The following is a 22,662-nucleotide window of genomic DNA, read 5'->3' on the forward strand; positions in this document are numbered from 1 at the left end:
GTTTGCTAACAACTACGGCTGAGCCCGCGCCAGTCGCGCCCCGGACCGCATCCGGGCTACCTCGGGACAATGTCCCGACTCTCTAATAAGGAACACCCTGATGAACGCCGCTACCCAGCCCGTGATCGCCGCCGCCGAGCGCGCCAAGTCCTACTACAGCGCCACGCTGAACGAGGAAACCAACTACCCGACCCTGCAGGGTCAGGTCAGCGTCGATGTGGCGATCATCGGCGGCGGCTTCACCGGCGTCGCCACGGCGGTGGAGCTGGCCGAGCGTGGCCTCAAGGTGGCCATTGTCGAGACCCACAAGATCGGTTGGGGCGCCACCGGGCGCAATGGCGGTCAGGTCACCGGCAGCCTGTCGGGCGATGCGGCCATGCGCAAGCAGATGCGCAACACCCTGGGCGAGGAGGTCGATGACTTCATCTGGCACCTGCGCTGGCGTGGTCACGAGATCATCAAGAACCGTGTGGCCAAGTACGGCATCCAGTGCGACCTGCGCCATGGCCACCTGCATGCCGCGATGAAGTCCTCGCATATGGACGAGCTGCAGGCGTCCTATGCCGAGGCCATCGAGCGCGGCATGGGCGACGATGTGAGCCTGCTCGACGCCGAGGGTGTGCGCAGCCACCTGGCGACCGACATTTACATGGGCGCGATCAAGAACACCCGCAACATGCACCTGCACCCGCTCAACCTGTGCATCGGCGAGGCCAAGGCGGCCGAGAGCCTGGGCGCGCTGATCTTCGAGCATTCCGAGGTGCTGGATATCGTCCAGGGCGCCAAGCCTGCGGTGATCACCGCAGGCGGTCGCATCGACGCCAAGCAGGTGCTGCTGGCCGGCGACGTCTACCACAAGCTGGCGCGCAAGCAGCTCAAGGGCATGATCTTCCCGGCCATGGGCGGCATCGTCACCACCGAACCGCTGGGTGAGCTGGCCAAGGAGCTCAACCCGCAGACCCTGGCCGTGTACGACTGCCGCTTCGTGCTCGACTACTACCGCATGACCGCCGACGGTCGCCTGCTGTTTGGCGGCGGCGCCAACTACTCGGGACGCGATTCGCGCGATATCGCCGGCGAACTGCGCCCGTGCATCGAGGCCACTTTCCCGCAGCTCAAGGGCGTCAAGATCGACTTCCAGTGGAGCTGTGCCATGGGCATCGTGATGAACCGTATCCCGCAGCTGGGCAAGCTGTCGGACAACGTTTGGTACTGCCAGGGCTACTCCGGCCACGGCATCGCCACCACCCACATCATGGGCGAGATCATGGCCAACGCCCTGACCGGCACCTTGGGCCACTACGACACCTTCGCCGCCTGCAAGCACATCAAGGTGCCGATGGGCGACGTGTTCGGCAACCCGATGCTGGCGGCCGGCATGTGGTACTACCAGATGATGGAAAAGCTGCGCTAAGCGCAAGCGGGCTGGGCGTCGACCCTAGTCGTAGCCCGGATGTAATCCGGGATGTCGGCAACGCCGCTGCCGGATTGCATCCGGGCTACGGCGACGCTGTTGCAAGTCTGTCGGGCGAGGTACGTCGAGCCCAGGTCTTCCGCCACCCTACGGTCGCAGCAAGGCGGTGAGTTATCCTAGGCGCCCCCATGGCGCCCAGGATACCTAGCGATGAAAGCCCAGCTCCTCGAACTTATCACCCTGATCAGCTCCGGCTGCATGACCGACGAGGAAATCGCTCGCATCGCCGACGAGGCCGACCAGGCCTATGCCGACGCCGATGCCTTTCTCGCTGCCAACCCGGACATCAATTACGACGATGATTTCCCCATCCCCCTGGGCGAATGGGTGGTGGTCGGCAGCCTGCCGGATACCGTGCTGTTCCAGGCCGACAGCTACGAGCAGTTGCTGCAGCAGATCATCGATTCCTTCGGCCCGCAGGTGAGCTTCAACATCAAGCCCAAGCAGCTGCAGAAGGTGGAGCCACTCAAGGCACTCAACCGCATCCAGGTGCAACTCTCGGCGCTGTACAAGGAGAAGGGCGGCTACGTGCTGGTGGACTTCAGCGAGCCGCTGGATGATGAGCTGCAGTGCGTGCTCGTCTACACCAGCGACCTGCCGCGGGTGCTGGAGCTGGCTGTTGAGGTTGGTATCTACGCCGCGCCGGCCTATGAGGCACTCAAGGCCGCTCTCTCCGAGGGTTGAGTGTGCCTTCAGCGGCTCCGGCAGGGCATGGCGGCGAAACCGTAATGGGCTGCCGTCTGCCGCCACTCGGGCAGGCAGTGCAGGGCGTCGATGGCGGCGTTCAGTGGCGCCAGCAGGTCGCCGGCGGCCTTGCCGACCAGGATATGCCGTTGGAAGTGCACGACGCCGGGCTCCGGGATGGCCACCAGGCGGTCGCCCAGGCCGAGTTCGTGGACCAGGTGCTGGAACATCAGGCGGTTCATCTGGGTGAAGTCGCCGCGCCCGGCGGCGATCATCTGGATGGTCTGTTGCTCGCTGTTGAAGTCGCTGCGGGTCAGGTGTCCGGCGGCGACCAAGGGGTCCAGCAGCTGTAGGCGCTGGCCGCGCACGGCAATCAGGCGCTTACCCTTCATCCAGGCCTGGGTCATCTCCGTCGGCACTGTGTCCACTGGCAGTACCAGCACGTTGTAGTCGTCGAACAGCGGCTGGCTCCACAGGTAGGTGTTGCGCTTGTCATCGCCGATAAAAGTTGGGTGCAGCAGCAAGGCAATGCCGGCGAAGCCATCCGGCTGTTTGAGCTGGGACTGCAGTAGGCGGGCACGTGGCAGATTTCGCAGCTGCAAGTGCAGTTGTCCTTGCAGTACCCGGTTCAGGTGGGCGACCAGTGCTGGCACCAGGCCCTGGCCGTCATCGTTGAGGTAGGGCGAGGTTTCGTAGGTGTTGAAGGCCTGAACCTGCCTGGGGCTAGCACCGGCGCTTGGCAACAGGAGGGCCACCAGCAGCAGGGTCGAACAGTGCAATAGCGGGGCGAAGTAGGGCATGCCTGGTTCCTTACTACTGGCCAGTCACGGGCTGTCGGAGCGCAGTTGAGTGTGGTGTGCCCGTTGGTCTTTGTCGAGTTTCCGTGGTTTGTGGTCGCTGAGTGCCGCCGTTGAGCATGGACTCACTCTTTGTAGTGATTGAGCGGATCACTCTTTCATCCGTTACCTATTAGAGGATGTTTCATTAGTTTCTGCGGCTGTCCGACACACCCAACGGGGAGAGCCACATGAAAACAACAATAGGGCGCACAGGTTTCCGACTGCAGGCATTGGCCGCAGCCGTAGCACTGAGCAGCGCCGCCAATGTTCAGGCGGTGAGTTTCGATATCGGTGAGATCGAGGGGCAGCTGGACTCGTCCCTGTCCGTCGGTGCCAGTTGGTCGACCGCCAGCCCGGACAAGGATCTGATCGGTACCGCCAACGGTGGCACCGGCTTCACCCAGACCGGCGACGACGGACGGCTCAACTTCAAGAAGGGCGAGACCTTCTCGAAAATCTTCAAAGGCATTCACGACCTCGAGCTGAAGTACGGCGACACCGGCGTATTTGTGCGTGGCAAGTACTGGTACGACTTCGAGCTGAAGGACGAGAGCCGTCTGTTCAAGGACATCGACGACCACAACCGCAAGCAGGCCGCTCAGTCCTCGGGCGCAGAAATCCTCGACGCCTTCGTCTACCACAACTACGACATCGCCGAGCAGCCCGGCACCGTGCGTCTCGGTAAGCAGGTGGTGAGCTGGGGCGAGAGCACCTTCATCCAGAACTCGATCAACTCGATCAACCCGGTCGACGCCGCTGCTTTCCGTCGCCCCGGCGCAGAAGTCAAGGAAGGCCTGATTCCAGTCAACATGTTCTATGTCTCCCAGTCGATCACCGACCAGCTTTCGGCAGAGGCCTTTTACCAGCTGGAGTGGGATCAGACTGTCGCTGATAACTGCGGTACCTTCTTTGCCTCTAGTGATGTAGCTGCTGACGGTTGTGACACTAACTACACCATTCTGGACGCAGGCACCCTCAGAACACTTAACGCCCCCAGTACCTCTGCGCTACTTGCCAGCAGAGGTGTTACGGTAACGCCGGAAGGGTTGGTTGTGCCTCGTGGCGGTGACCGAGACGCGCGTGACTCCGGTCAGTGGGGTGTCGCATTGCGTTGGCTCGGTGACGATACCGAATATGGCGCCTACTTTATGAACTATCACAGCCGCACTCCCAATGCGGCTTATATGACGGGTAGTGCTGCGCAAATTCAGAGTGCGTTTACTACGGCAAATGGCTCACTGGCTCAGCCGATCCTGCTTGGTACTGGTGAGTATTACCTCGAATACCCTGAGGATATTCGTCTGTATGGCCTGAGCTTCTCTACCACGTTGCCTAGTGGCACCGCCTGGTCTGGTGAAATCAGCTACCGTCCGAACATGCCGCTCGCGATCAACGGTACCGACATGACTGCCAAGTTGGCCACTGTTCCTGCGGGTGCTTTTGCCGCTGCGGGCGCTGGAATGGCTGGTGTTCGAGCTGCGGTGGGTCAAGCTGATCAGTACTTGCAGGGTTACAACCGCAAGGAAGTGACCCAGGCACAGACCACCTTCACTCACTTCTTCGACCAAGTGCTGGGCGCCTCGCGCCTGACCCTGGTGGGCGAAGCTGCCATCACAAGCATCGGCGGCCTGGAAAGCCGCGACGAGGTTCGCTACGGTCGTGATTCGATCTACGGCTCCCCCACCAGCGCTCTGGCTCGCGACGAGTACGGCACCCACGGCTTCTACACCAACACCTCCTGGGGCTACCGTGCGCGCGGCATCCTCGAATACAGCAACGTATTCGCCGGGATCAACCTCAAGCCCAACATGGCCTGGTCCCATGACGTCGACGGCTATGGTCCAGTGTTCAACGAAGGCTCCAAGGCCATCAGTGTCGGTCTGGATGCCGAGTACCAGAACACTTACACCGCCAGCCTGAGCTACACCGACTTCTTCGATGGCGATTACAACACTCAGACCGATCGCGATTTCGTCGCGCTCAGCTTCGGCGTGAGCTTCTAAGTACAGAGCGGACTTTAGGATGACTATGCAGATGAAAGCGAAAAATACCCTGTTCCAAGCTGGCGCCCTGGTTCTGAGCCTGCTGGCCACCAGTGTGGCCATGGCCAAGGTGTCCCCGGAAGAAGCCGCCAAGCTCGGCACCAGCCTGACGCCGATGGGCGCCGAGAAGGCTGGTAACGCCGACGGCAGTATCCCCGCCTGGACCGGCGGCCTGCCGACCAACGCTGGTGCGGTGGATGCCAAGGGCTTTCTGGCCGACCCGTTTGCCGGTGAGCAACCGCTGCTGACCATTACTCCGGCCAATGCCGAGCAGTACAAGGACAAGCTGTCCGCCGGCCAGCTGGCCATGCTCAAGCGCTACCCGGACACCTACAAGATCCAGGTCTACCCGACCCACCGTACTGCCGCGCTGCCGGAAAACATCTACAGCGCAATCAAGGTCAGCGCGGAAAAAACCGAGAGCATCGATGGCGGTAACGGTCTGAAGAACTTCGGTGACAGCCGCTATTACGCCTTCCCGATTCCGAAGAGTGGCGTGGAAGTGGTGTGGAACCACACCACCCGTTACCGCGGCGGTAACGTCAAGCGTTACATGACCCGCGTGCAGCCGCAGGTCAACGGCGCCTTCAGCATGGTGCAGTTCCATGACGAGGTGTCCTACCCGAGCGATCTGCCGGATCTCGATCCGAATAAAGCCGAGAACATCCTGTTCTACTTCATCCAGAGCGTAACCGCGCCGTCGCGTCTGGCCGGTAACGTGCTGCTGGTGCACGAAACCATCGACCAGGTGAAAGAGCCGCGCATGGCCTGGCTGTACAACGCCGGCCAGCGCCGCGTACGCCGTGCTCCGCAGGTGGCTTACGACGGCCCGGCTACCGCTGCCGACGGTCTGGCCACCTCGGACAACTACGACATGTTCAACGGCGCACCGGATCGCTACGACTGGCAGCTGGTGGGCAAGAAGGAGATGTACATCCCCTACAACAACTACAAGCTGGACTCGCCTAGCCTGAAGTACGAGGACATCCTCAAGCCTGGCCACATCGATCAGAACCTGGTGCGTTACGAGCTGCACCGCGTGTGGGAAGTGGTGGCCAAGGTCAAGCCGGGTGAGCGCCACATCTATGCCACTCGCCACATGTACTTCGATGAAGACACCTGGCAGCTGGCGCTGGTCGATCACTACGACGGTCGTGGTCAGCTGTGGCGGGTGGGCGAGGGCTATGCCCAGCAGTACTACCACAAGCAGGTGCCGGGCTATACCGCCGAAGGCCTGTACGACCTGATTTCCGGTCGCTACTCGGTACTCGGTCTGAAGAACGAAGAGAAGCAGGCCTACGAGTTCGGTGCCAAGGCTACCGCCTCGCAGTACACCCCGGCGGCCCTGCGCCAGGCCGGCGTTCGCTGATCCAAACGCGCTACTCCAAGTCTTGAGCGGCCTTCGGGCCGCTTTTTTTTTAGGCCTTGGGCCTGCACCGCTTTCATTTCAGGCGGCGCACGAAGCGCTGCCCCTCGACTTTTTTGGCTGCAGCATTTGCTCGTCACAGGAGGCTCTGTAAGGATGACGGCATACAAACAAGAATCGAGCACTTACAACATGGCAGTCCTGCGTAACCTCCTTCGTCCTCGCCTGAGCGATGCCCTGCTCGAGGCCGATTGCCGGCTACGCCTGCTCTGGGCGCCGGCGGGCAGCGGCAAGAGTGCATTGCTTGACGAGTGCCTGGCTCGTTGCCCGGCCGGCACCCGCATGGTGCGTGTGGACCTGCGCGGGCAGCCGCTGAGCGCCGAAGCGTTGCTGGTCAAGCTGGCTCGGGCGTTGGCTCTGCCGGTCGAAGAGCCTGCTCAGGTGCACGAAGCCCTGGTTTCGTTTAACCAGCCGCTGTGGCTGGTGCTGGATGATTACCCGCGTTTTCCCAACGATGCGCTGGATCTGGCACTCAATGAGTTGATACAGGAGTCATCGTCCTGTCTGCGCTGGTGGATTGCCAGCCGACGTCGGCCGCAATTGCAGTTGACTCGCTTGCTGCTCGGCGGTGAGTTGTTCGAGCTCGACGGGCGTGAGTTGGCGTTCACTGTCGATGAGCTGGGCGATTGGCTGCGGCTGGCCGGTTATGAGTTAGCGCGGCAGGAGCTGTTGGAGCTGCATCAACGCTCGCATGGCTGGTGTGCAGGTGTCCGGTTGCGCCTGATCGGTAGCCGGCCAGGTCTGCCGCTGCAGGCCGAGGGCAACACCTCTTTGCTGCTTGATTACCTGCGGCGCGAAGTCCTCGACGAGTTGCCCGGCGACTGGCAGCTTGCGCTGTTTTCCCTGGCCCACTTTCCGCAGTTCGAAGCGCAGCTGTGCGAGCAGTTGTTGGGAGCGGGGGAAGGCGCCAATTTGCTTGAGCAGCTCAAGACCTGTGCCCTGTTCGTGGTGCCTGTGGATCAGGACGGCCAATGGCTGCGCATCCACCCGGCGGTGGCGCCCTTGTTGGCCGAGCAATTGCCCGCCAGCATGGCCAAGGCGCTGTTTCGCAAGGCCTGCCAGCATTACCTGGCCCAGGAGCAGGTCAGACCTGCCGTAGAGTTCGCCCTGCAGGCCGGTCAGCCGGAAGTGGCGGCCAGCCTGATGGAACGTTACACCGAGGATCGCCTGCTGCAGGGGCGCGGCATTGCCCTATTGCTGGAGTGGCAGAGCGAGCTGCCCGAGGACATGCTGGTCAGCACTGTGCGCCTGACCCTGCTCAACGCCTGGGCCACGGTGCTCAGTGGGCGCCTTGAGGAGACTCAGCGCTTTATCCAGGCGCTCGAGCGCTTCCTGCCGCAACCCAATGCCCGGCGTCAGTACGAGCTGATCGCCCAGCTCAAGGCGCTGACGGGCAAGCTGTACTTCCACTCCGGGCAGATCGATGCCGCTATGGTGCTGCTGAGCGAGGCCATCGACGAGCTGCCGGAACGGGCCTGGAGTCAACGCCTGCTGTGCCGCCTGATGCTGGTCGAGCACGCTTTGTTCAAGGGGCAGTTCGAACAGGCCCAGGAGCTCAACCGCGAGTCCATCAGGCTGGCCCGTGAGCATGGCAGCCTGGCCTATGAAAGCCTGCTCACTCTGGAGCACGCCAAGCTGCTGGAAATGCGTGGCGAGTTGCTAAGGGCCGAGAGTTTGTTGCGCCGCCTGCATGTCGAGCTCACCCAGGCCTGGGGTACGGAGCCGAGCCCGATGCGCGGGCGTACGCAACTGCTGTGGGGCAGCCTGTTGTTGCAGCGCGGTCATTATCAGGAGGCCGAGGCCACCCTCCTGGCGGGCATCGAGGAGTCCCGGGTTTGCTCCGATCCGGCCTTGGTCTGGGGCTGCCTGGGCCTGGTCGAGCTGGACGCGTTGCATGGCGACTACGCTTCGGCCTTTGCCCGTATTGCCGATGCCGAGCGCGAGCTGCAGTACCAGCACGTCGACCCACAGCATTACCGGGGGGTCCTGCTGGCGGCTAAAGTGAGGCTCTGGCTGGCCCAGGGGCAGCATGAACCGGTGCAGAAAAGCCTGCAGCCGAGCCATGAAGCGCCTTGCCATCTAGCCCCCTTCGGTGTGCCGGATCTGGATCTGCGCCTGAACCTGTTGCTCAACCTGGCGCGTCTGCACAGCGAGGGACGTGCCGAGGCCCTGTGTGTTTTGGAGCAGATGCATGCCGATGCACTCGCCGCCGGGCGGCGACCCCTGGCTTGCGAGATCGGCTTCAGCCTGGCCGAGGGGCTGCATGCCGAGGGGCGTTACCCGCAGGCCAAGCAGGCCTTCCTCGATGCGCTGGCGCTGGCCCGGCAAATGGGCCTGGTCAGTGTCGAACAGGGCCTGGCCCAGCGTAACCCGGCGATGATGCGCTGGGCGGTGGAGAGTACCGGCACGCTGAATGCGCAACTGGCGCTGCTGAGCAAACGTGAGCTGGATGTGCTCAAGCTGATTGCTCGGGGCCTGTCCAACCAGCAGATCGCCGAGCAGCTATTTATCTCGCTGCACACGGTGAAGACCCATGCCCAGCGCATCAACTTCAAGCTGGGCGTGGAGCGCCGCACCCAGGCGGTGGCGCGGGCCAAGGAACTGGGGTTGACCGACTAGCGGCCCAACAGCAGGCGCCGGCGTGCACTGGGCGTCATGGCGAACCAGCGCCGGCAGGCGCGATTGAACACGCTCTGCTCGCTGTAGCCGAGCATGCCGGCGATCTGCGACATGGGGATGTCGCGCTCGGCCAGGTAGAAGTCCGCGCGCTCACGGCGAATGCCCTCGACCAGCTCGTCGAATCGGTGGCCCAGCTCGGCCAGCTGGCGCTGCAGGTTGCGTTCGTGCAGGCCGAGTTGCTCGGCCACCAGCGGCAGGCGGCACTGCTGTACCGGTAACAGGCGCAGCACCAGGCGGCGCACCTGCTCCAGCAGGTCCGGTGCGCCGAGCAGATGTATCTGGCTGAGGTACTGCACCAGGGTACGGTGCAGGGCCGGATCCTGGCGTTCGATACGCTGGCCGACCTGGCGCTCGGCGAACACCAGGGCATTGCGCGCCTGGCCCAGGTAGACCTCGCTGCCGAAATGGCGGCGGTAGCGTGCCGCTGGCACCGGGCTGGCGCTGGCCAGCTGCACGGCTTGTGGTGTAAAGGTCGAGCCGCACAGCAGCTTCATGGTCTTCAGGGTCACGCCCATGGCCAGTTCCGCCATCTGCCGCTGCGCACCCGGCAGACGCAGCTCGATGACCAGGCAGGGCGCCTGCGCTTCGCTGAGATCGAGATCCAGCACTATCCCTGAGCTGTGGTAACCGATGAAACGCACGATTTCCGCCAGGGTATGGCCGACGCTGCTGGCATTGCAGGCGATCAGGGCGATCGGGCCGAGCACATGCAGGTGCTGATATTCGCTCATGCGCAAGCCGAAGTCCGGGCAGTCCAGCTCCTCGGCCGCCGCCTCCAACATCCCGACCAGTGAACGGAAGGGCACGCGCGCATCCTCGTCGTCGAGCAGCTCGGGACGCACCCGGAAACGTTCCAGATAGAGCAGGGGATCGGCGCCGAGCTGGCTGACCAGCTCACGGAAGCCGGCAAAAGAGGTGGTGCGGATGAAAGGTTCCATGTCGTCAAGAATCAAATCTGTGTCGTCAAAGATCAATCTAAACTGGCCGTGCCTCGCCAACAATGAATTTCTGAATCCAAATTCACTGTTTGTTGGAGGGTGCCATGCAGTTCGACTACGTGATCGTGGGTGCCGGCTCCGCCGGTTGTGTGCTGGCCAATCGCCTGAGTGCCGATCCGGCGGTTTCCGTATGCCTGCTGGAGGCAGGCCCGGAAGACAGTTCGCCGCTGATTCATGCACCTGCCGGCGTTGCCGCCATTCTGCCAACCAAACATGTGAACTGGGCCTTCGATACCGTGCCGCAGCCTGGCCTGGGAGGGCGCAAGGGCTATCAGCCGCGTGGCAAGACGCTGGGCGGCAGCAGTTCGATCAACGGCATGATCTACATCCGTGGCCATCACAGTGACTACGATGACTGGGCTGCCTTGGGCAACCAGGGCTGGGGCTTTCAGGACGTACTGCCGTATTTCCGCAAAAGCGAAATGCATTACCGGGGCGCCAATGAATTCCACGGTGGTGACGGTGAGCTGTATGTGGGCCGCCCAGAGGCCCATGTCGCGACCGAGGCGTTCATCAGCGCCGGGCAGAAGGCCGGTCATCGCTTCAATCAGGATTTCAATGGCGCGGAGCAGGAAGGTATCGGCCAGTACGATGTGACCATCCGCGACGGTCGCCGCTGGAGCACCGCGACTGCTTTCCTCAAACCGATCCGTAACAGCCGTAAGAATCTCACCGTCATCACTGGCGCCCTGGTCGAGCGCATTCTGCTGCAGGGCAAGCAGGCCAGCGGTGTGCAGGTACGGATCAAAGGCCAGTCAACCTCGATTCTGGCGAATAAGGAAGTGCTGCTCTGTGCCGGTGCCTTCGGCAGCCCGCAGCTACTGATGCTGTCCGGCATAGGCGCGGAGGCTGAACTCAAGCCGCACGGCATTGGTGTGCTGCATGAGCTGCCGGGCGTGGGCCAGAACCTCAAGGATCACCCGGATGTGGTGCTCTGCTACAAGAGCGACGACACCTCGTTCATGGGCTACTCCCTGCGCGGCAGTGTGAAGATGGGCTCGGCCCTGGTGCAGTACCTGGCCAAGCGCAGTGGCCCGCTGGCCAGCAACATCGGCGAGGGCGGAGCCTTCCTCAAGACCGACCCGAGCCTGGCACGGCCGGATATCCAGCTCCACTCGGTGTTCACCATCGTGGACAACCACAACCGCACCCTGCATTGGGGGCACGGCTACAGCTGCCACGTCTGCGTACTGCGCCCCAAGAGTACTGGCAGTGTCGGTCTGGCCAGTGCCGACCCCAGCGCTGCACCGCGCATCGACCCGAAGCTGCTGAGCCATGACGACGATGTGCAGACGCTGCTCAAGGGTTACCGCATGACCCAGGAGATCGTCGCCCAGCAGCCGCTGGCCCGGTACGGCCTGCGCGACATCTACAGCGAAGGCCTGTACCAGGATGAACAGCTGATCGAGGTGCTGCGCCGTAGAACCGACACCATTTACCACCCCATCGGTACCTGCAAGATGGGCAGCGACGAGATGGCCGTGGTCGACCAGCAGCTCCGCGTGCATGGCATCGACAAGCTGCGCGTGGTCGACGCCTCGGTCATGCCGACCCTGATCGGCGGCAACACCAACGCGCCGACCATCATGCTGGCCGAACGCGCCGCCGAGTGGATCGCCCAGGCCTAAACGGGGCCAAGACAATAAAAACGAGGAGTCATCGATGAATCGATACCTGAAATGCCTGACCAGCAGCGGCGTGGCTGTCGCGCTGCTGGCCTCCGCCATCGCCCAGGCCGAGCCGCAGCCGAGCAAGCCGGCCAGCGCGGCGACCGTCGCGGCCAACCAGGCCGTGCTGGAGCAGCTGCCGTTCGCCGACAAGCGCGATTTCGAAGATGCCCAGCGTGGCTTCATTGCCAAACCCGATACCCTGACCCTCAAGGACGCCAGCGGCAAGGTGGTGTGGGATCTGGAGAGCTACAAGCGCTTCATCAAGGCCGATCTGCCCGCGCCGGACAGCGTCAACCCCAGCCTGTGGCGTAACGCGCAACTGAATGTCCAGTACGGCCTGTTCAAGGTCACTGACGGCATCTACCAGGTGCGTGGCTATGACCTGTCCAACATCACCTTTATCGAGGGCAAGACCGGCTGGATCGTATTCGATCCGCTGGTCAGCGCCGAGCCGGCCAAGGCCGCCTACGAACTGGTGAGCGAGCACCTGGGCAAGAAGCCCGTGGTTGCCGTGGTCTACAGCCACTCGCATATCGACCACTTTGGCGGTATCCGCGGCATCGTCGACGAGGCCGACGTCAAGGCCGGCAAGGTGCGCATCATCGCGCCCGAGGGCTTCGACGAGCATGCCATCAGCGAGAACGTGATCGCCGGCAACGCCATGGCCCGTCGCGCCATCTACATGTTCGGTGCGCTGCTGCCGCGTGGTGAGCAGGGCAGCGTGGGCTCCGGCCTGGGCCTGACCGCCTCCAATGGCACCATCACCCTGATCCAGCCCACCGAGTTCGTGCACAAGACCGGCGACGAGCTGACGGTCGACGGCGTGCGCATGCAGTTCCAGATCACCCCCGGCACCGAGGCGCCGGTGGAGATGAACACCTACTTCCCGGACAGCAAGGCCATGTGGATGGCGGAGAACACCACCGCCGTGATGCACAACATCCTCACCCTGCGCGGCGCCCAGGTGCGCGATGCGCTGCAGTGGTCGAAGTACATTGGCGAGACCCTGGCCCTGTTCGGCGACAAGACCGAGGTGCGTTTCCAGAGCCACCACTGGCCGCAGTGGGGGCAGGCACAGTTCGACGATTACCTGAAGAAACAGCGTGCCATCTACAAGTTCATCCACGACCAGACCGTGCGCATGATGAACCAGGGCATGACTGGCGAGGAGATCGCCGAAGCCATCAAGCTGCCGCCGGAGCTGGAGCAAAACTGGCCGACCCGTGGCTACTACGGCACGCTCAAGCACAACGCCAAGGCGGTCTACCAGCGCTACATGGGCTGGTACGACGGTAACCCGGCCAACCTCGACAATCTGCCGCCACAGCCGGCTGCGCAGAAGTATGTCGAATACATGGGCGGCGCCGCCGCCGTGCTGGAGAAGGCCAAGGCCGACTTCGCCAAGGGGCAGTACCGCTGGGTGGCCGAAGTAGCCAAGCAGGTGGTGTTTGCCGAGCCGGACAATACCGAAGCCAAGAACCTGCTGGCCGACAGCTATGAACAGCTGGGCTACCAGGCCGAGTCCGGCCCGTGGCGCTCGATCTACCTGCAAGGCGCCTTCGAGCTGCGCAATGGCAAGCCGAGTGCCGGTGGCACCATGACCGCCAGCCCGGATGTGATCCGCGCCATGACCCCGGAAATGCTCTTCGACTACCTGGCTGTACGTCTCAACGGCGAACGTGCCGCGGGCAAGAAGCTGGTGCTCAATTACACCTTCAGCGACCTGGGCAAGAGCTACGCCCTGACCGTGGAAAACGGTGTGCTGACCTACGAGCCCAAGGCCAGCGACAAGGCCGATGTCGGTCTGACCATGAACAAGACCACCCTGGAAGATATCCAGCTCGGTCGCGCCACCCTGGAGCAGAAGGTTGCCTCCGGCGAGCTGACATTCGACGGTCGTCCGGCGGCCTTTGGTGAATTCATGGGGCTGCTCGACACCTTTGACTTCTGGTTCAACATCGCCACTCCCTGAACCATGCGCACGCCGCCCCTTACCGGGCGGCGTTTTTGTTGAGGCATTTTTCCATGCAGTTGACTCACGCACTTCATCGCGCAGCGCAGCTCTATCCCACGCGTACAGCCACAGTCTTTCGCGAACGCCGGCGCAGCTACCGCGAATCCGCCGAGCGTATCGCCCGTCTGGCCGGCTGCCTGCACAAGCTGGGCGTCGCCAAGGGCGAGCGCGTGTCCGTGCTGGCGGTGAACTCCGATCATTATCAGGAAATCATGCTGGCCTGCTGGTGGCTGGGCGCCGTGCTCAATCCGGTCAACACCCGCTGGAGCGCCGCCGAGATCGCCTATTCGCTGGACGACTGCGGCGCCGCGCTGCTGCTGGTCGACGACCATCACCTGCCGTTGCTGCCGGAGATCCTGGCCAGCGTCACCCAACGTCCCATGCTGATGCATGCCGGCGAGGCGCGAGCGCCCTCCGGCACGTTGAGCATGGAGCGCCTGATCGAGTCCGCCGAACCTGTCGCGGACAGCCGTTCCGGTGGCGAGGACCTGGCGGTGATCATGTACACCGGCGGCACCACCGGCCGGCCCAAGGGCGTGATGCTCTCGCATGCCGCGCTGCTGACCACCGTGCTGCTGCGCCTGGCCGAGCAGGCGCCGCTGGCCAATCTGGTCGGCCTCAATGTGGCTCCGCTGTTCCACATCGCCGGCCTGGCCGCCGCCTACGCGCGGGTGGTGAGCGGCGACAGCAACGTCTACATCCCCGGATTCGAGCCTGTCGAGCTGCTGCAGACCCTGTGCCGCGAGCAGGCCAACGAGACGCTGCTGGTGCCGACCATGCTGCAGGCGCTGCTGGCCCATCCGCGCTTTGCCGAGTTCGATCTCGGTTGCCTGCAACGCATCCTCTACGGCGCCTCGCCGATCAGCGAGGCGCTGCTGGAAAAGGCTATGGATCTGCTGCCGCAGGCCGCGTTCATGCAGGTTTACGGCCTTACCGAGAACACCGGTCTGGTGTCCTTCAACCCCCCGGCCAACCACGGCCCCGAGGCGCGTGCCGTCGGGCTGCACCGCTCGGTGGGGCGGCCCATGTTCGGTCAGTGGGTGAAGATCATCGATGGCCAGGGGGCGGAAGTGCCGCGGCGTGCCATCGGCGAGCTGCTGGTCAGCGGCCCGACCGTGATGCAGGGCTACTGGGGCAAGCCGGAGGAAACCGCCAAGGTGCTCAAAGACGGCTGGCTATACACCGGCGATGCCGCCTATATGGACGAGGATGGCCACCTGTTCATCGTCGATCGGGTCAAGGACATGATCATCACCGGCGGCGAGAATGTGTATTCCGCCGAGGTCGAGAACGTCCTGGCCACCCATCCGGCGGTGGCGCTGTGCGCGGTGATCGGCATTCCCCACGATGCCTGGGGGGAGACTGTGCATGCTGTGGTCATGCTCAAGCCCGGTGCCAGTGCCACTGAGGAGGAGCTGCGCACGCACTGCCGCACGCAGATCGCCGGCTACAAATGCCCGAAGAGCGTGGAGTTCCGCGAGGCGCTGCCGCTTTCGGCAGCCGGCAAGATCCTCAAGCGTGACCTGCGCGAGCCCTTCTGGGCGGGCCGTTGAGCGTGAGGGCCTGCTATCGGGGCTGTCTGGCACTGGTGCTCAGCGGGTTGCTGATGGCCGGCACGGCCAACGCCTGCAGCTACGATGGCCTGGCCGTCGACTTGAGTCTCGCCCATCCGGCGTCGCTGGGCGTCTCCCTGGCATTGCAGCAGGCCTACCTGAACAAGCATCTGGCGCGGCCATTGCCGCTGCCGGGGGGCTTTGGCATGCGCCGGACCCTGCACCAGCTGGAGTCTTTGCGCAGCCATCCTGCGTTGGGGGCTGAGGATTTCAGCTTGCTGCTGGTAGAGCCTGGCCTGTGGGTCCGTTTCAGCGCCCAGGGCGTTACGCTGCATGCGCCGCCGCCGGGGCCGGGTGAGGCTGTTGTCGTCACGGGGGAGGGCGTCCTGCTGGCCCTGCGCAATGGCAAGCTCGACGTTCACCAGGCTCTGCGTGATGGCCTGCTGCATATCGAGGGCAATACGCGAGATGCCGTGGTCGCGAGTTGGCTCAAGGCCTATCCGCAGACCACTCAAGCCAGCATCGACTGAGCGCGACAGGCTCCTGGCGCCGGAGCCTGCCTTCGGCTTGAGCAGCCTTCTTACAGGGTGAAGCCGCCGTCGATGGGAATGATGGCGCCGGTCATGTAGGCACCCGCCGCGCTGCACAGGGTGATGGCCAGCGCCGACATCTCTTCCTCGCGGCCCCAGCGCTTCATCGGGATCAGCGCCACGTCGGCGGCCAGTGCGGCCTCGTCGTTGGAGATGAAGCGGGTCATCTTGCTCGGGAAGCGGCCGGGGGCGATGACGTTGACGTTGATGTGCTCGTCGACCAGCTCGCGGGCCAGGTTGCGCGACAGCTGGTGCAGTGCGGCCTTGCTCGGGCCATAGGCATAGGCCTCTTCACTCATCGAGCTGATACCGGCCACCGAACCGATATTGATCACCCGCGCCGGGTTCTGCGCGTTGCCGGCCTTGCGCAGCAGCGGCAGCAGCTGCTGGATGCAGCTGAACACGGCGGTGACGTTGAGTTGCATGACCTTTTCCCAGCCCTTGACCGGGTAGCTCTCCAGCGGCGCGCCCCAACTGGTGCCGGCGTTGTTGACCAGGATGTCGAGCCGGTCGATGCGCTGGCCCAGTTCGGCGGCCAGGGCGCGGGCGCCTTCCTCGCCGGACAGGTCCGCCGCCAGGCCGATGCACTCGCCAAACTGGCTGAGTTCGGCGGCGGTCGTTTCACAGGCTGCACCATCGCGCCCGCAGATGAACACCCGCGCGCCGGCTTCGAGCAGACCCTGGGCAATCATGCGGCCGATACCGCGGCTGCCACCGGTGACCAGGGCGGTACGCCCGGCGAGACTGAAATAGCGATGCATGCTGGCAAATCCTCGTCGTGGTTGTGGCGCTAAAGCTAAACGAGGCGGGGCGCTGGCGGCTGCGTTATTGCGCGTGCAAATGCACCGGCATCAGCGTTTGCGCAGCGGCTCCAGCAAGGGCTTGAGGCCGTTGTGATCGATCTCCTGCATCAGCATGAGCAGGCGACCGATCTCGCCCTTGGGAAAGCCTTCGCGGGCGAACCAGTTGAGGTAGTGGCCGGGCAGGTCAGCGAGCAGGCGGCCCTTGTACTTGCCGTAGGGCATGGTGCGGGTGACGAGGAGCAGCAGGTCTTCGGGGTTCATGGGGGAAATCGGGCACTGAGAAAGGCACAGTGTGCCCGCTGCCTTGTTCGGACAAAAGACCGTTGCAGGCTCGCGGGCCGGTTATCCCGCGCACACGAAAAAGTGTTCAGCTGCTCGGCGGCCGCGGTGAATCGATGAAAGGCCGGCTTGTGGCGGCTTTCCGCCAAGCCGTCGACGCGGCGGCTCGGTTATACTGCGCGGCGCTCGTCGCCAGGCGAGCCGCGGCCGACAGGCCCAGACGATGCCGCCGGACCACGAGCCCGGCGGATTTTCCGACAGACAGGTGAACCCATGCCTCGCACTTGCCTCGCCCCGCGTCCGATTCGGAGCGCCCGCTGATGTCCGAACACTTGCACACCGGCCCGCTCAAGCGCGGCCTGAAGAACCGCCATATCCAGCTGATCGCCCTCGGTGGCGCCATCGGCACCGGCCTGTTCCTCGGCTCCGCCGGGGTGATGCAGAGCGCCGGCCCGTCGATGATCCTCGGTTACGCCATCGGTGGTTTCATCGCCTTCCTGATCATGCGCCAGCTCGGCGAGATGATCGTCGAGGAGCCGGTCGCCGGCTCCTTCAGCCACTTCGCGCATAGCTACTGGGGGCCGTTCGCCGGTTTCCTGTCCGGCTGGAACTACTGGGTGCTCTACGTGCTGGTCGGCATGGCCGAACTCACGGCCGTGGGCAAGTACGTGCAGTACTGGTGGCCGGAAATCCCCACCTGGGCCACGGCGGCGGCGTTCTTCGTACTGATCAACCTGATCAACCTGGTCAACGTGAAGGCGTTCGGCGAGACCGAGTTCTGGTTCGCCATCATCAAGGTGGTGGCGATCATCGGCATGATCCTGCTCGGCGGCTATCTGCTGGTCAGCGGCACCGGTGGCGAGCAGGCCAGCATCAGCAACCTGTGGAGCCACGGCGGTTTCTTCCCCAATGGTGTGTCCGGGCTGGTGATGATGATGGCGATCATCATGTTCAGCTTCGGTGGCCTGGAGCTGGTCGGCATCACCGCCGCCGAGGCCGATCAGCCGAAGACGGTGATCCCCAAGGCGATCAACCAGGTGGTCTGGCGCATCCTGATCTTCTACATCGGCGCGCTGACCATCCTGCTGTCGCTGCACCCCTGGGACGACATGGTCAAGACCCTGACCAGCGGTGGCGACGCCTACGCCAGCAGCCCCTTCGTGCAGATCTTCTCGCTGATCGGCGAAGGCACCGCTGCGCACGTGCTCAACTTCGTGGTGCTGACCGCCGCGCTATCGGTCTACAACAGCGGCGTGTACTGCAACAGCCGTATGCTCTACGGCCTGGCCGAGCAGGGCGACGCGCCGAAGGCGCTGATGAAGGTGAATGATCGCGGCGTACCGGTGCTGGCCATCGCCCTGTCGGCGGCGGTGACGCTGCTCTGCGTGGTGGTCAACTACGTGGTGCCGCAGAGCGCGCTGGAGCTGTTGATGTCGCTGGTGGTCGCTGCCCTGGTGATCAACTGGGCGATGATCAGCCTGGCCCATCTGAAGTTCCGCAAGGCCATGGTCGCCAAGGGCACGGAGCCAAGCTTCAAGGCGTTCTGGTTCCCCTTCGCCAACTACCTGTGCCTGGCCTTCGTGCTGTTCATTCTCGGCGTGATGCTGATGATCCCGGGCATCCAGGCGTCGGTGTACGCCATTCCGGTGTGGGTGCTGTTCATCTGGGTCTGCTTCCGCATCAAGACGGCGCGCACCGCGCAGATGACTCAGGCGTAAGAATGAAGAGCCCGGCGACTGCCGGGCTCTTCGTTTCAGGGGCGCTGGCTCAGGGTGTTGGCCCAGGCCAGGAGTGGCACTTCTTCTCGCTGATCCCAGATGCGCTGCCAGAGGGTCAGCAGCTGGGCGGGCTCGCCGCGGTTGAACGGCAGGCGTTCGACCCAGGGCAGGGCATACCAGGCGCCATCACGCCATTCCGCCATGACGAAGCGGAACGGATGGAAACCGGTCATGCCCAGGCGCAGGTCGGTCACGATCAGCTGATCGCCCACCCGGTCGTAACGCAGCACGTTGTGGGTGAACCATTGCAGGCGCTGATGTTGCGGCGAGTCGCGCAAGGCCTCGGCCAGCGCCGTGCCACGGGCGATGCGTACCAGCTGTGGCTGTTGCTGGTCGAACCAGCCGACCAGGGCTTCGTGATAGTCGTCGCCGTCCACCACGATCACCCGCCAGAGCAGGCTGTTGAACGGCGTTGGCGTGCTGAACAGGCTGTCGGCCTGGAGGCCGCGTGCGGCCAGCACGTCCTGCACACGCTGCTCGGCCATCCATTTGCCGGCCAGGGTGCTGGCCAGGTAGACGCTGGACAGGCATAGCGCCGAGATCGCCAGCCACTGCGGGCGCTCGCGCAGGCCGCGCACCAGACCGACCAGCACCGCCACCAGCAGCGGCACGCTGTACAGCGGGTCGATGATGAACACCGACGACCAGGCGATTGGCGGTGTCTGCAAGGGCCACAGCAGCTGGGTGCCATAACTGGTGAAGCTGTCCAGCAGCGGATGGGTGATCAAGACCAGCCATACCGCGAAAAATAATCGTCGCGTCGAGTAGGCCGGGTTGGGCTGCAACCGACGCGCCAGCAGGGTGATTGCCACGGCGAGCAGGCTGAGTACCAGCAGCGAGTGGCTGAATCCACGGTGGAAGGTCATGTCGGCCACGGCATCGCCGTAGTCGATGACCACGTCGAGGTCGGGCAGGGTGCCGAGCATGGCGCCGTAGAGCAGGGCGCGACGACCTTGCCAGCGACCGAGCAAAGCGCCCTGAATGCTGGCGCCGAGGACTGCCTGGGTAATCGAATCCATGATGGAGCTCGCGAGAAAATTCCAGGCGGCTACGTTAGCGCCAGCGGCGGTGCAGCGGCAGCCGCTAAATTCCGACGAAAGATTTCAATCGCGTGCGGAGTTACAGTGTCGCAATAGCACAGCCTGAGGAGCCGATTCATGCATCCCCGCGTTCTCGAAGTCACCGAGCGCCTGATCGAGCGCAGCCGCGCCACTCGCCAGCGCTACCTGGCGATGATTGCCGCGGCTGCTGATCAGGGCCCGCAGCGCGGCAAGCTGCAGTGCGCCAACTTCGCCCACGGCGTGGCTGGCTGCAGTGGCGCGGACAAGCAGACCCTGCGCCTGCCGGATGCGGCCAACGTAGCCATCGTCACCGCCTACAACGACATGCTCTCGGCGCACCAGCCGTATGCGGAGTACCCGCAGCGGATCAAGGCTGCGTTGCACGAAGTCGGCTCGGTCGGCCAGGTGGCCGGCGGTGTGCCGGCGATGTGCGATGGTGTGACCCAGGGCGAGCCGGGCATGGAACTCAGCCTGGCGAGCCGCGAGGTGATCGCCATGGGCACCGCTGTGGCGCTGTCGCACAACATGTTCGATGCCGCCCTGTGCCTGGGCGTGTGCGACAAGATCGTCCCAGGCCTGCTGATCGGCGCGCTGCGCTTCGGTCACCTGCCGATGCTGTTCGTGCCGGCCGGGCCGATGCCTTCTGGCTTGTCGAACAAGGAGAAGGCCGAGGTGCGCGAGCGCTTCGCCGAAGGCAAGGCCAGCCGTGACGAGCTGCTGGAATCGGAGATGAAGGCCTACCATAGCCCCGGCACCTGCACCTTCTACGGCACCGCCAACACCAATCAGATGCTGATGGAAGTGATGGGCCTGCATCTGCCCGGCGCCTCCTTCGTCAACCCGAACACGCCGCTACGCGATGCCCTGACCCGTGAGGCGGCCCAGCAGGTGACGCGCCTGACCCGGCAGAGCGGGCACTATCGGCCCCTCGGGCAGATCGTCGACGAGCGTTGCCTGGTCAACGCCGTGGTGGCCCTTCACGCCACCGGCGGCTCGACCAACCACACCCTGCACCTGCCGGCCATCGCCCAGGCTGCCGGCATCCAGTTGACCTGGCAGGACATGGCCGAGCTGTCCGACGTGGTGCCAACCCTGGCCCACGTCTACCCCAACGGCAAGGCCGACATCAATCACTTCCACGCCGCCGGCGGCACCGCCTTACTGATCCGCGAGCTGCTCGATGCTGGTTTGCTGCACGAGGATGTCGCCACCGTCGCCGGCCAGGGGTTGCGCCGCTACACCGAAGAGCCGTTTCTCGATGGCGAGCGCCTGGTCTGGCGCGAGGGCGCGACGGCCAGCCTGGACGAGAGCATCCTGCGCCCGGTGGCGCGGCCATTCTCGGCCGAGGGCGGCCTGCGCCTGCTCGACGGCAATCTTGGCCGCGGGGTGATGAAGCTTTCGGCTGTGGCGCCGGAGCGCTATGTGGTCGAGGCCCCGGCACGGGTGTTCCATGACCAGGCCGCGTTGGCCGAGGCCTTCCAGGCTGGCGAGCTGGACTGCGACTTCGTCGCCGTGGTGCGCTTCCAGGGGCCGCGCTGCAATGGCATGCCCGAACTGCACAAGCTCACGCCGTTTCTTGGTGTATTGCAGGACCGTGGCTACAACGTGGCGTTGGTCACCGACGGGCGCATGTCCGGTGCTTCCGGCAAGGTGCCCGCGGCGATTCATGTCTGTCCCGAGGCTTTCGATGGCGGGCCGCTGGCGCGGGTGCGCGATGGCGACCTGATCCGTGTCGACGGCCGTAGCGGAGAGCTTCGTGTGCTGGTCGACGCCGCCGAGTTCGCCGCCCGCGAGCTTGTCGCGCCACCGCCTGCGGCGATCGGTAGCGGCCGCGAGTTGTTTGCGTTCATGCGCGCCAGCTTCAGCACGGCGGAGCAGGGTGCCAGCACCTTCACGGCCAGCCTGAGTGCCTTGCGATGACACTGAACGAGTTGCGATTGCCTGCCGATGTGGTGGGGCGGCAGCACGCCGATGCGTCGGCGCTGGCCGAGGCACTGGCGCAGCAGGTGGCAGAGGCCTTGCGTGCGGCCATCCAGGCGCGTGGCCGCGCGCTGCTGGTGGTCTCCGGCGGTCGCAGCCCGGTGGCGTTCTTCGAGCGTCTGGCGCAGGAGCCACTAGCGTGGCAGCAGGTGCAGGTCGGCCTGGCCGACGAGCGCTGGGTCGCGCTGGAGGATGCCAACAGCAACGAGGCGCTGGTGCGTCGGCATCTGCTGCAGGACGCGGCAGCCGAGGCCCGCATGATTGGCCTTTACCACCCGGCGGCCAGCCTGGAGCAGGCTGCCGAATTGGCGGATCGGGCCATCGCCGGCCTGCCGGCCATCGATGTGCTGGTGCTGGGCATGGGGGATGATGGCCACACCGCCTCGCTGTTTCCCGATAGTCCATTGCTGGACGAGGCACTGCGTCCGGACTGCCCGTGCGCGGTGATGCCCATGTGGGCTCCTGTCGCTCCGCATGAGCGCCTGTCGCTGACCCTGCCGATTTTGTCTGCGGCTCGTCTGAGCCTGCTGGCGATCCAGGGGCCGGCCAAGCTGGCGACGCTGAGCCTTGCGCTGCAAGCGGGGGAGGCCCGTGAGCTGCCGATCCGCGCATTACTCAAGGCGCCGCTACAGATTCACTGGTGCCCGTAGCCCCCTCTCCCTAACCCTCTCCCGTAAACGGGTGAGGGGATATTCCGGCCAGCGCGCTACCCGGGCGCAATACGAGAACGGCTGACCGAGCGAATAAAAATTCCCCCTGTCGATCCGCTTGACTGTCGTTCGACCCATGGAC

At 64.3% G+C, this 22,662-nt stretch carries 17 protein-coding genes; 12 read left to right on the forward strand and 5 right to left on the reverse strand.

Annotated features, from left to right (window positions below; genetic code table 11):
• The first annotated feature begins 100 nt into the window (after positions 1–100).
• Positions 101–1,414 carry an FAD-binding oxidoreductase gene (locus P7A97_RS12160; RefSeq protein WP_277690218.1) on the forward strand — a complete coding sequence of 438 codons (1,314 nt, stop codon included), beginning with the start codon at positions 101–103 and terminating at the stop codon, positions 1,412–1,414.
• Between the two features lie 210 nt (positions 1,415–1,624).
• The gene (locus P7A97_RS12165; RefSeq protein ID WP_277690219.1) at positions 1,625–2,158 is read left to right on the forward strand and encodes a hypothetical protein; all 534 of its coding nucleotides are present in this window, start codon (positions 1,625–1,627) and stop codon (positions 2,156–2,158) included.
• A gap of 8 nt (positions 2,159–2,166) precedes the next feature.
• Here the strand turns inward: P7A97_RS12165 and P7A97_RS12170 are convergent, their stop codons facing one another.
• Positions 2,167–2,958 carry a transporter substrate-binding domain-containing protein gene (locus P7A97_RS12170; protein ID WP_277690220.1) on the reverse strand — a complete coding sequence of 264 codons (792 nt, stop codon included), beginning with the start codon at positions 2,956–2,958 and terminating at the stop codon, positions 2,167–2,169.
• Positions 2,959–3,185: 227 nt separating this feature from the next.
• Between P7A97_RS12170 and P7A97_RS12175 the strand changes: the two genes are divergently transcribed.
• From P7A97_RS12175 to P7A97_RS12185, 3 genes are all read left to right on the forward strand, one after another.
• Positions 3,186–5,000, forward strand: coding sequence for a DUF1302 domain-containing protein (locus P7A97_RS12175; protein WP_277690221.1), 1,815 nt, complete (start codon positions 3,186–3,188; stop codon positions 4,998–5,000).
• A gap of 31 nt (positions 5,001–5,031) precedes the next feature.
• Entirely contained in the window at positions 5,032–6,408 is a 1,377-nt protein-coding gene (locus P7A97_RS12180) for a DUF1329 domain-containing protein (RefSeq protein WP_277690222.1), read from the forward strand.
• Between the two features lie 189 nt (positions 6,409–6,597).
• Entirely contained in the window at positions 6,598–9,084 is a 2,487-nt protein-coding gene (locus P7A97_RS12185; protein WP_277690223.1) for a LuxR C-terminal-related transcriptional regulator, read from the forward strand.
• Here P7A97_RS12185 and P7A97_RS12190 read toward each other — a convergent pair.
• Positions 9,081–10,082, reverse strand: a complete 1,002-nt coding sequence (locus tag P7A97_RS12190; protein ID WP_277690224.1) for an AraC family transcriptional regulator — start codon at positions 10,080–10,082, stop codon at positions 9,081–9,083. The two genes, P7A97_RS12185 and P7A97_RS12190, sit on opposite strands and share 4 nt — an antisense overlap.
• 104 nt (positions 10,083–10,186) lie before the next feature.
• Here P7A97_RS12190 and P7A97_RS12195 point away from each other — a divergent pair, with 104 nt between their 5' ends.
• From P7A97_RS12195 to P7A97_RS12210, 4 genes are read left to right on the forward strand one after another with little or no spacing between them, the layout of a single operon-like run.
• Complete coding sequence (locus tag P7A97_RS12195) at positions 10,187–11,770, forward strand: choline dehydrogenase (protein ID WP_277690225.1); 1,584 nt, start codon at positions 10,187–10,189, stop codon at positions 11,768–11,770.
• A 34-nt stretch (positions 11,771–11,804) separates the two neighbouring features.
• Complete coding sequence (locus tag P7A97_RS12200; protein ID WP_277690226.1) at positions 11,805–13,784, forward strand: alkyl sulfatase dimerization domain-containing protein; 1,980 nt, start codon at positions 11,805–11,807, stop codon at positions 13,782–13,784.
• A 53-nt stretch (positions 13,785–13,837) separates the two neighbouring features.
• The gene (locus P7A97_RS12205; RefSeq protein WP_277690227.1) at positions 13,838–15,379 is read left to right on the forward strand and encodes a long-chain-fatty-acid--CoA ligase; all 1,542 of its coding nucleotides are present in this window, start codon (positions 13,838–13,840) and stop codon (positions 15,377–15,379) included.
• Positions 15,380–15,381: 2 nt separating this feature from the next.
• Entirely contained in the window at positions 15,382–15,909 is a 528-nt protein-coding gene (locus P7A97_RS12210; RefSeq protein ID WP_277690228.1) for an SCP2 sterol-binding domain-containing protein, read from the forward strand.
• 50 nt (positions 15,910–15,959) lie between these two features.
• Here P7A97_RS12210 and P7A97_RS12215 read toward each other — a convergent pair whose 3' ends face one another.
• Together P7A97_RS12215 and P7A97_RS12220 are read right to left on the reverse strand one after the other, a co-directional pair.
• Positions 15,960–16,730: an SDR family oxidoreductase gene (locus P7A97_RS12215; protein WP_277690229.1), complete on the reverse strand. Its 771-nt coding sequence runs from the start codon at positions 16,728–16,730 to the stop codon at positions 15,960–15,962.
• Positions 16,731–16,820: 90 nt separating this feature from the next.
• A complete protein-coding gene (locus P7A97_RS12220) occupies positions 16,821–17,033 on the reverse strand; it encodes a DUF3820 family protein (RefSeq protein WP_068829778.1) in 213 nt (70 codons plus the stop codon).
• Positions 17,034–17,368: 335 nt separating this feature from the next.
• Between P7A97_RS12220 and P7A97_RS12225 the strand changes: the two genes are divergently transcribed.
• Positions 17,369–18,769, forward strand: coding sequence for an amino acid permease (locus tag P7A97_RS12225; protein ID WP_277690352.1), 1,401 nt, complete (start codon positions 17,369–17,371; stop codon positions 18,767–18,769).
• A 35-nt stretch (positions 18,770–18,804) separates the two neighbouring features.
• Here P7A97_RS12225 and P7A97_RS12230 read toward each other — a convergent pair whose 3' ends face one another.
• Positions 18,805–19,848, reverse strand: a complete 1,044-nt coding sequence (locus P7A97_RS12230) for a metal-dependent hydrolase (RefSeq protein WP_277690230.1) — start codon at positions 19,846–19,848, stop codon at positions 18,805–18,807.
• A 138-nt stretch (positions 19,849–19,986) separates the two neighbouring features.
• Between P7A97_RS12230 and edd the strand changes: the two genes are divergently transcribed.
• Positions 19,987–21,810, forward strand: coding sequence for a phosphogluconate dehydratase (gene edd / locus P7A97_RS12235; protein WP_277690231.1), 1,824 nt, complete (start codon positions 19,987–19,989; stop codon positions 21,808–21,810).
• On the forward strand, positions 21,807–22,520 hold the full coding sequence (pgl, locus tag P7A97_RS12240) for a 6-phosphogluconolactonase (protein WP_277690232.1): 714 nt from the start codon (positions 21,807–21,809) through the stop codon (positions 22,518–22,520). Before edd ends, pgl begins: the two co-directional genes overlap by 4 nt.
• Positions 22,521–22,662 lie beyond the last annotated feature (142 nt).

Source organism: Pseudomonas sp. GOM6, from assembly GCF_029537485.1.
Taxonomy (GTDB): Bacteria; Pseudomonadota; Gammaproteobacteria; order Pseudomonadales; family Pseudomonadaceae; genus Aquipseudomonas.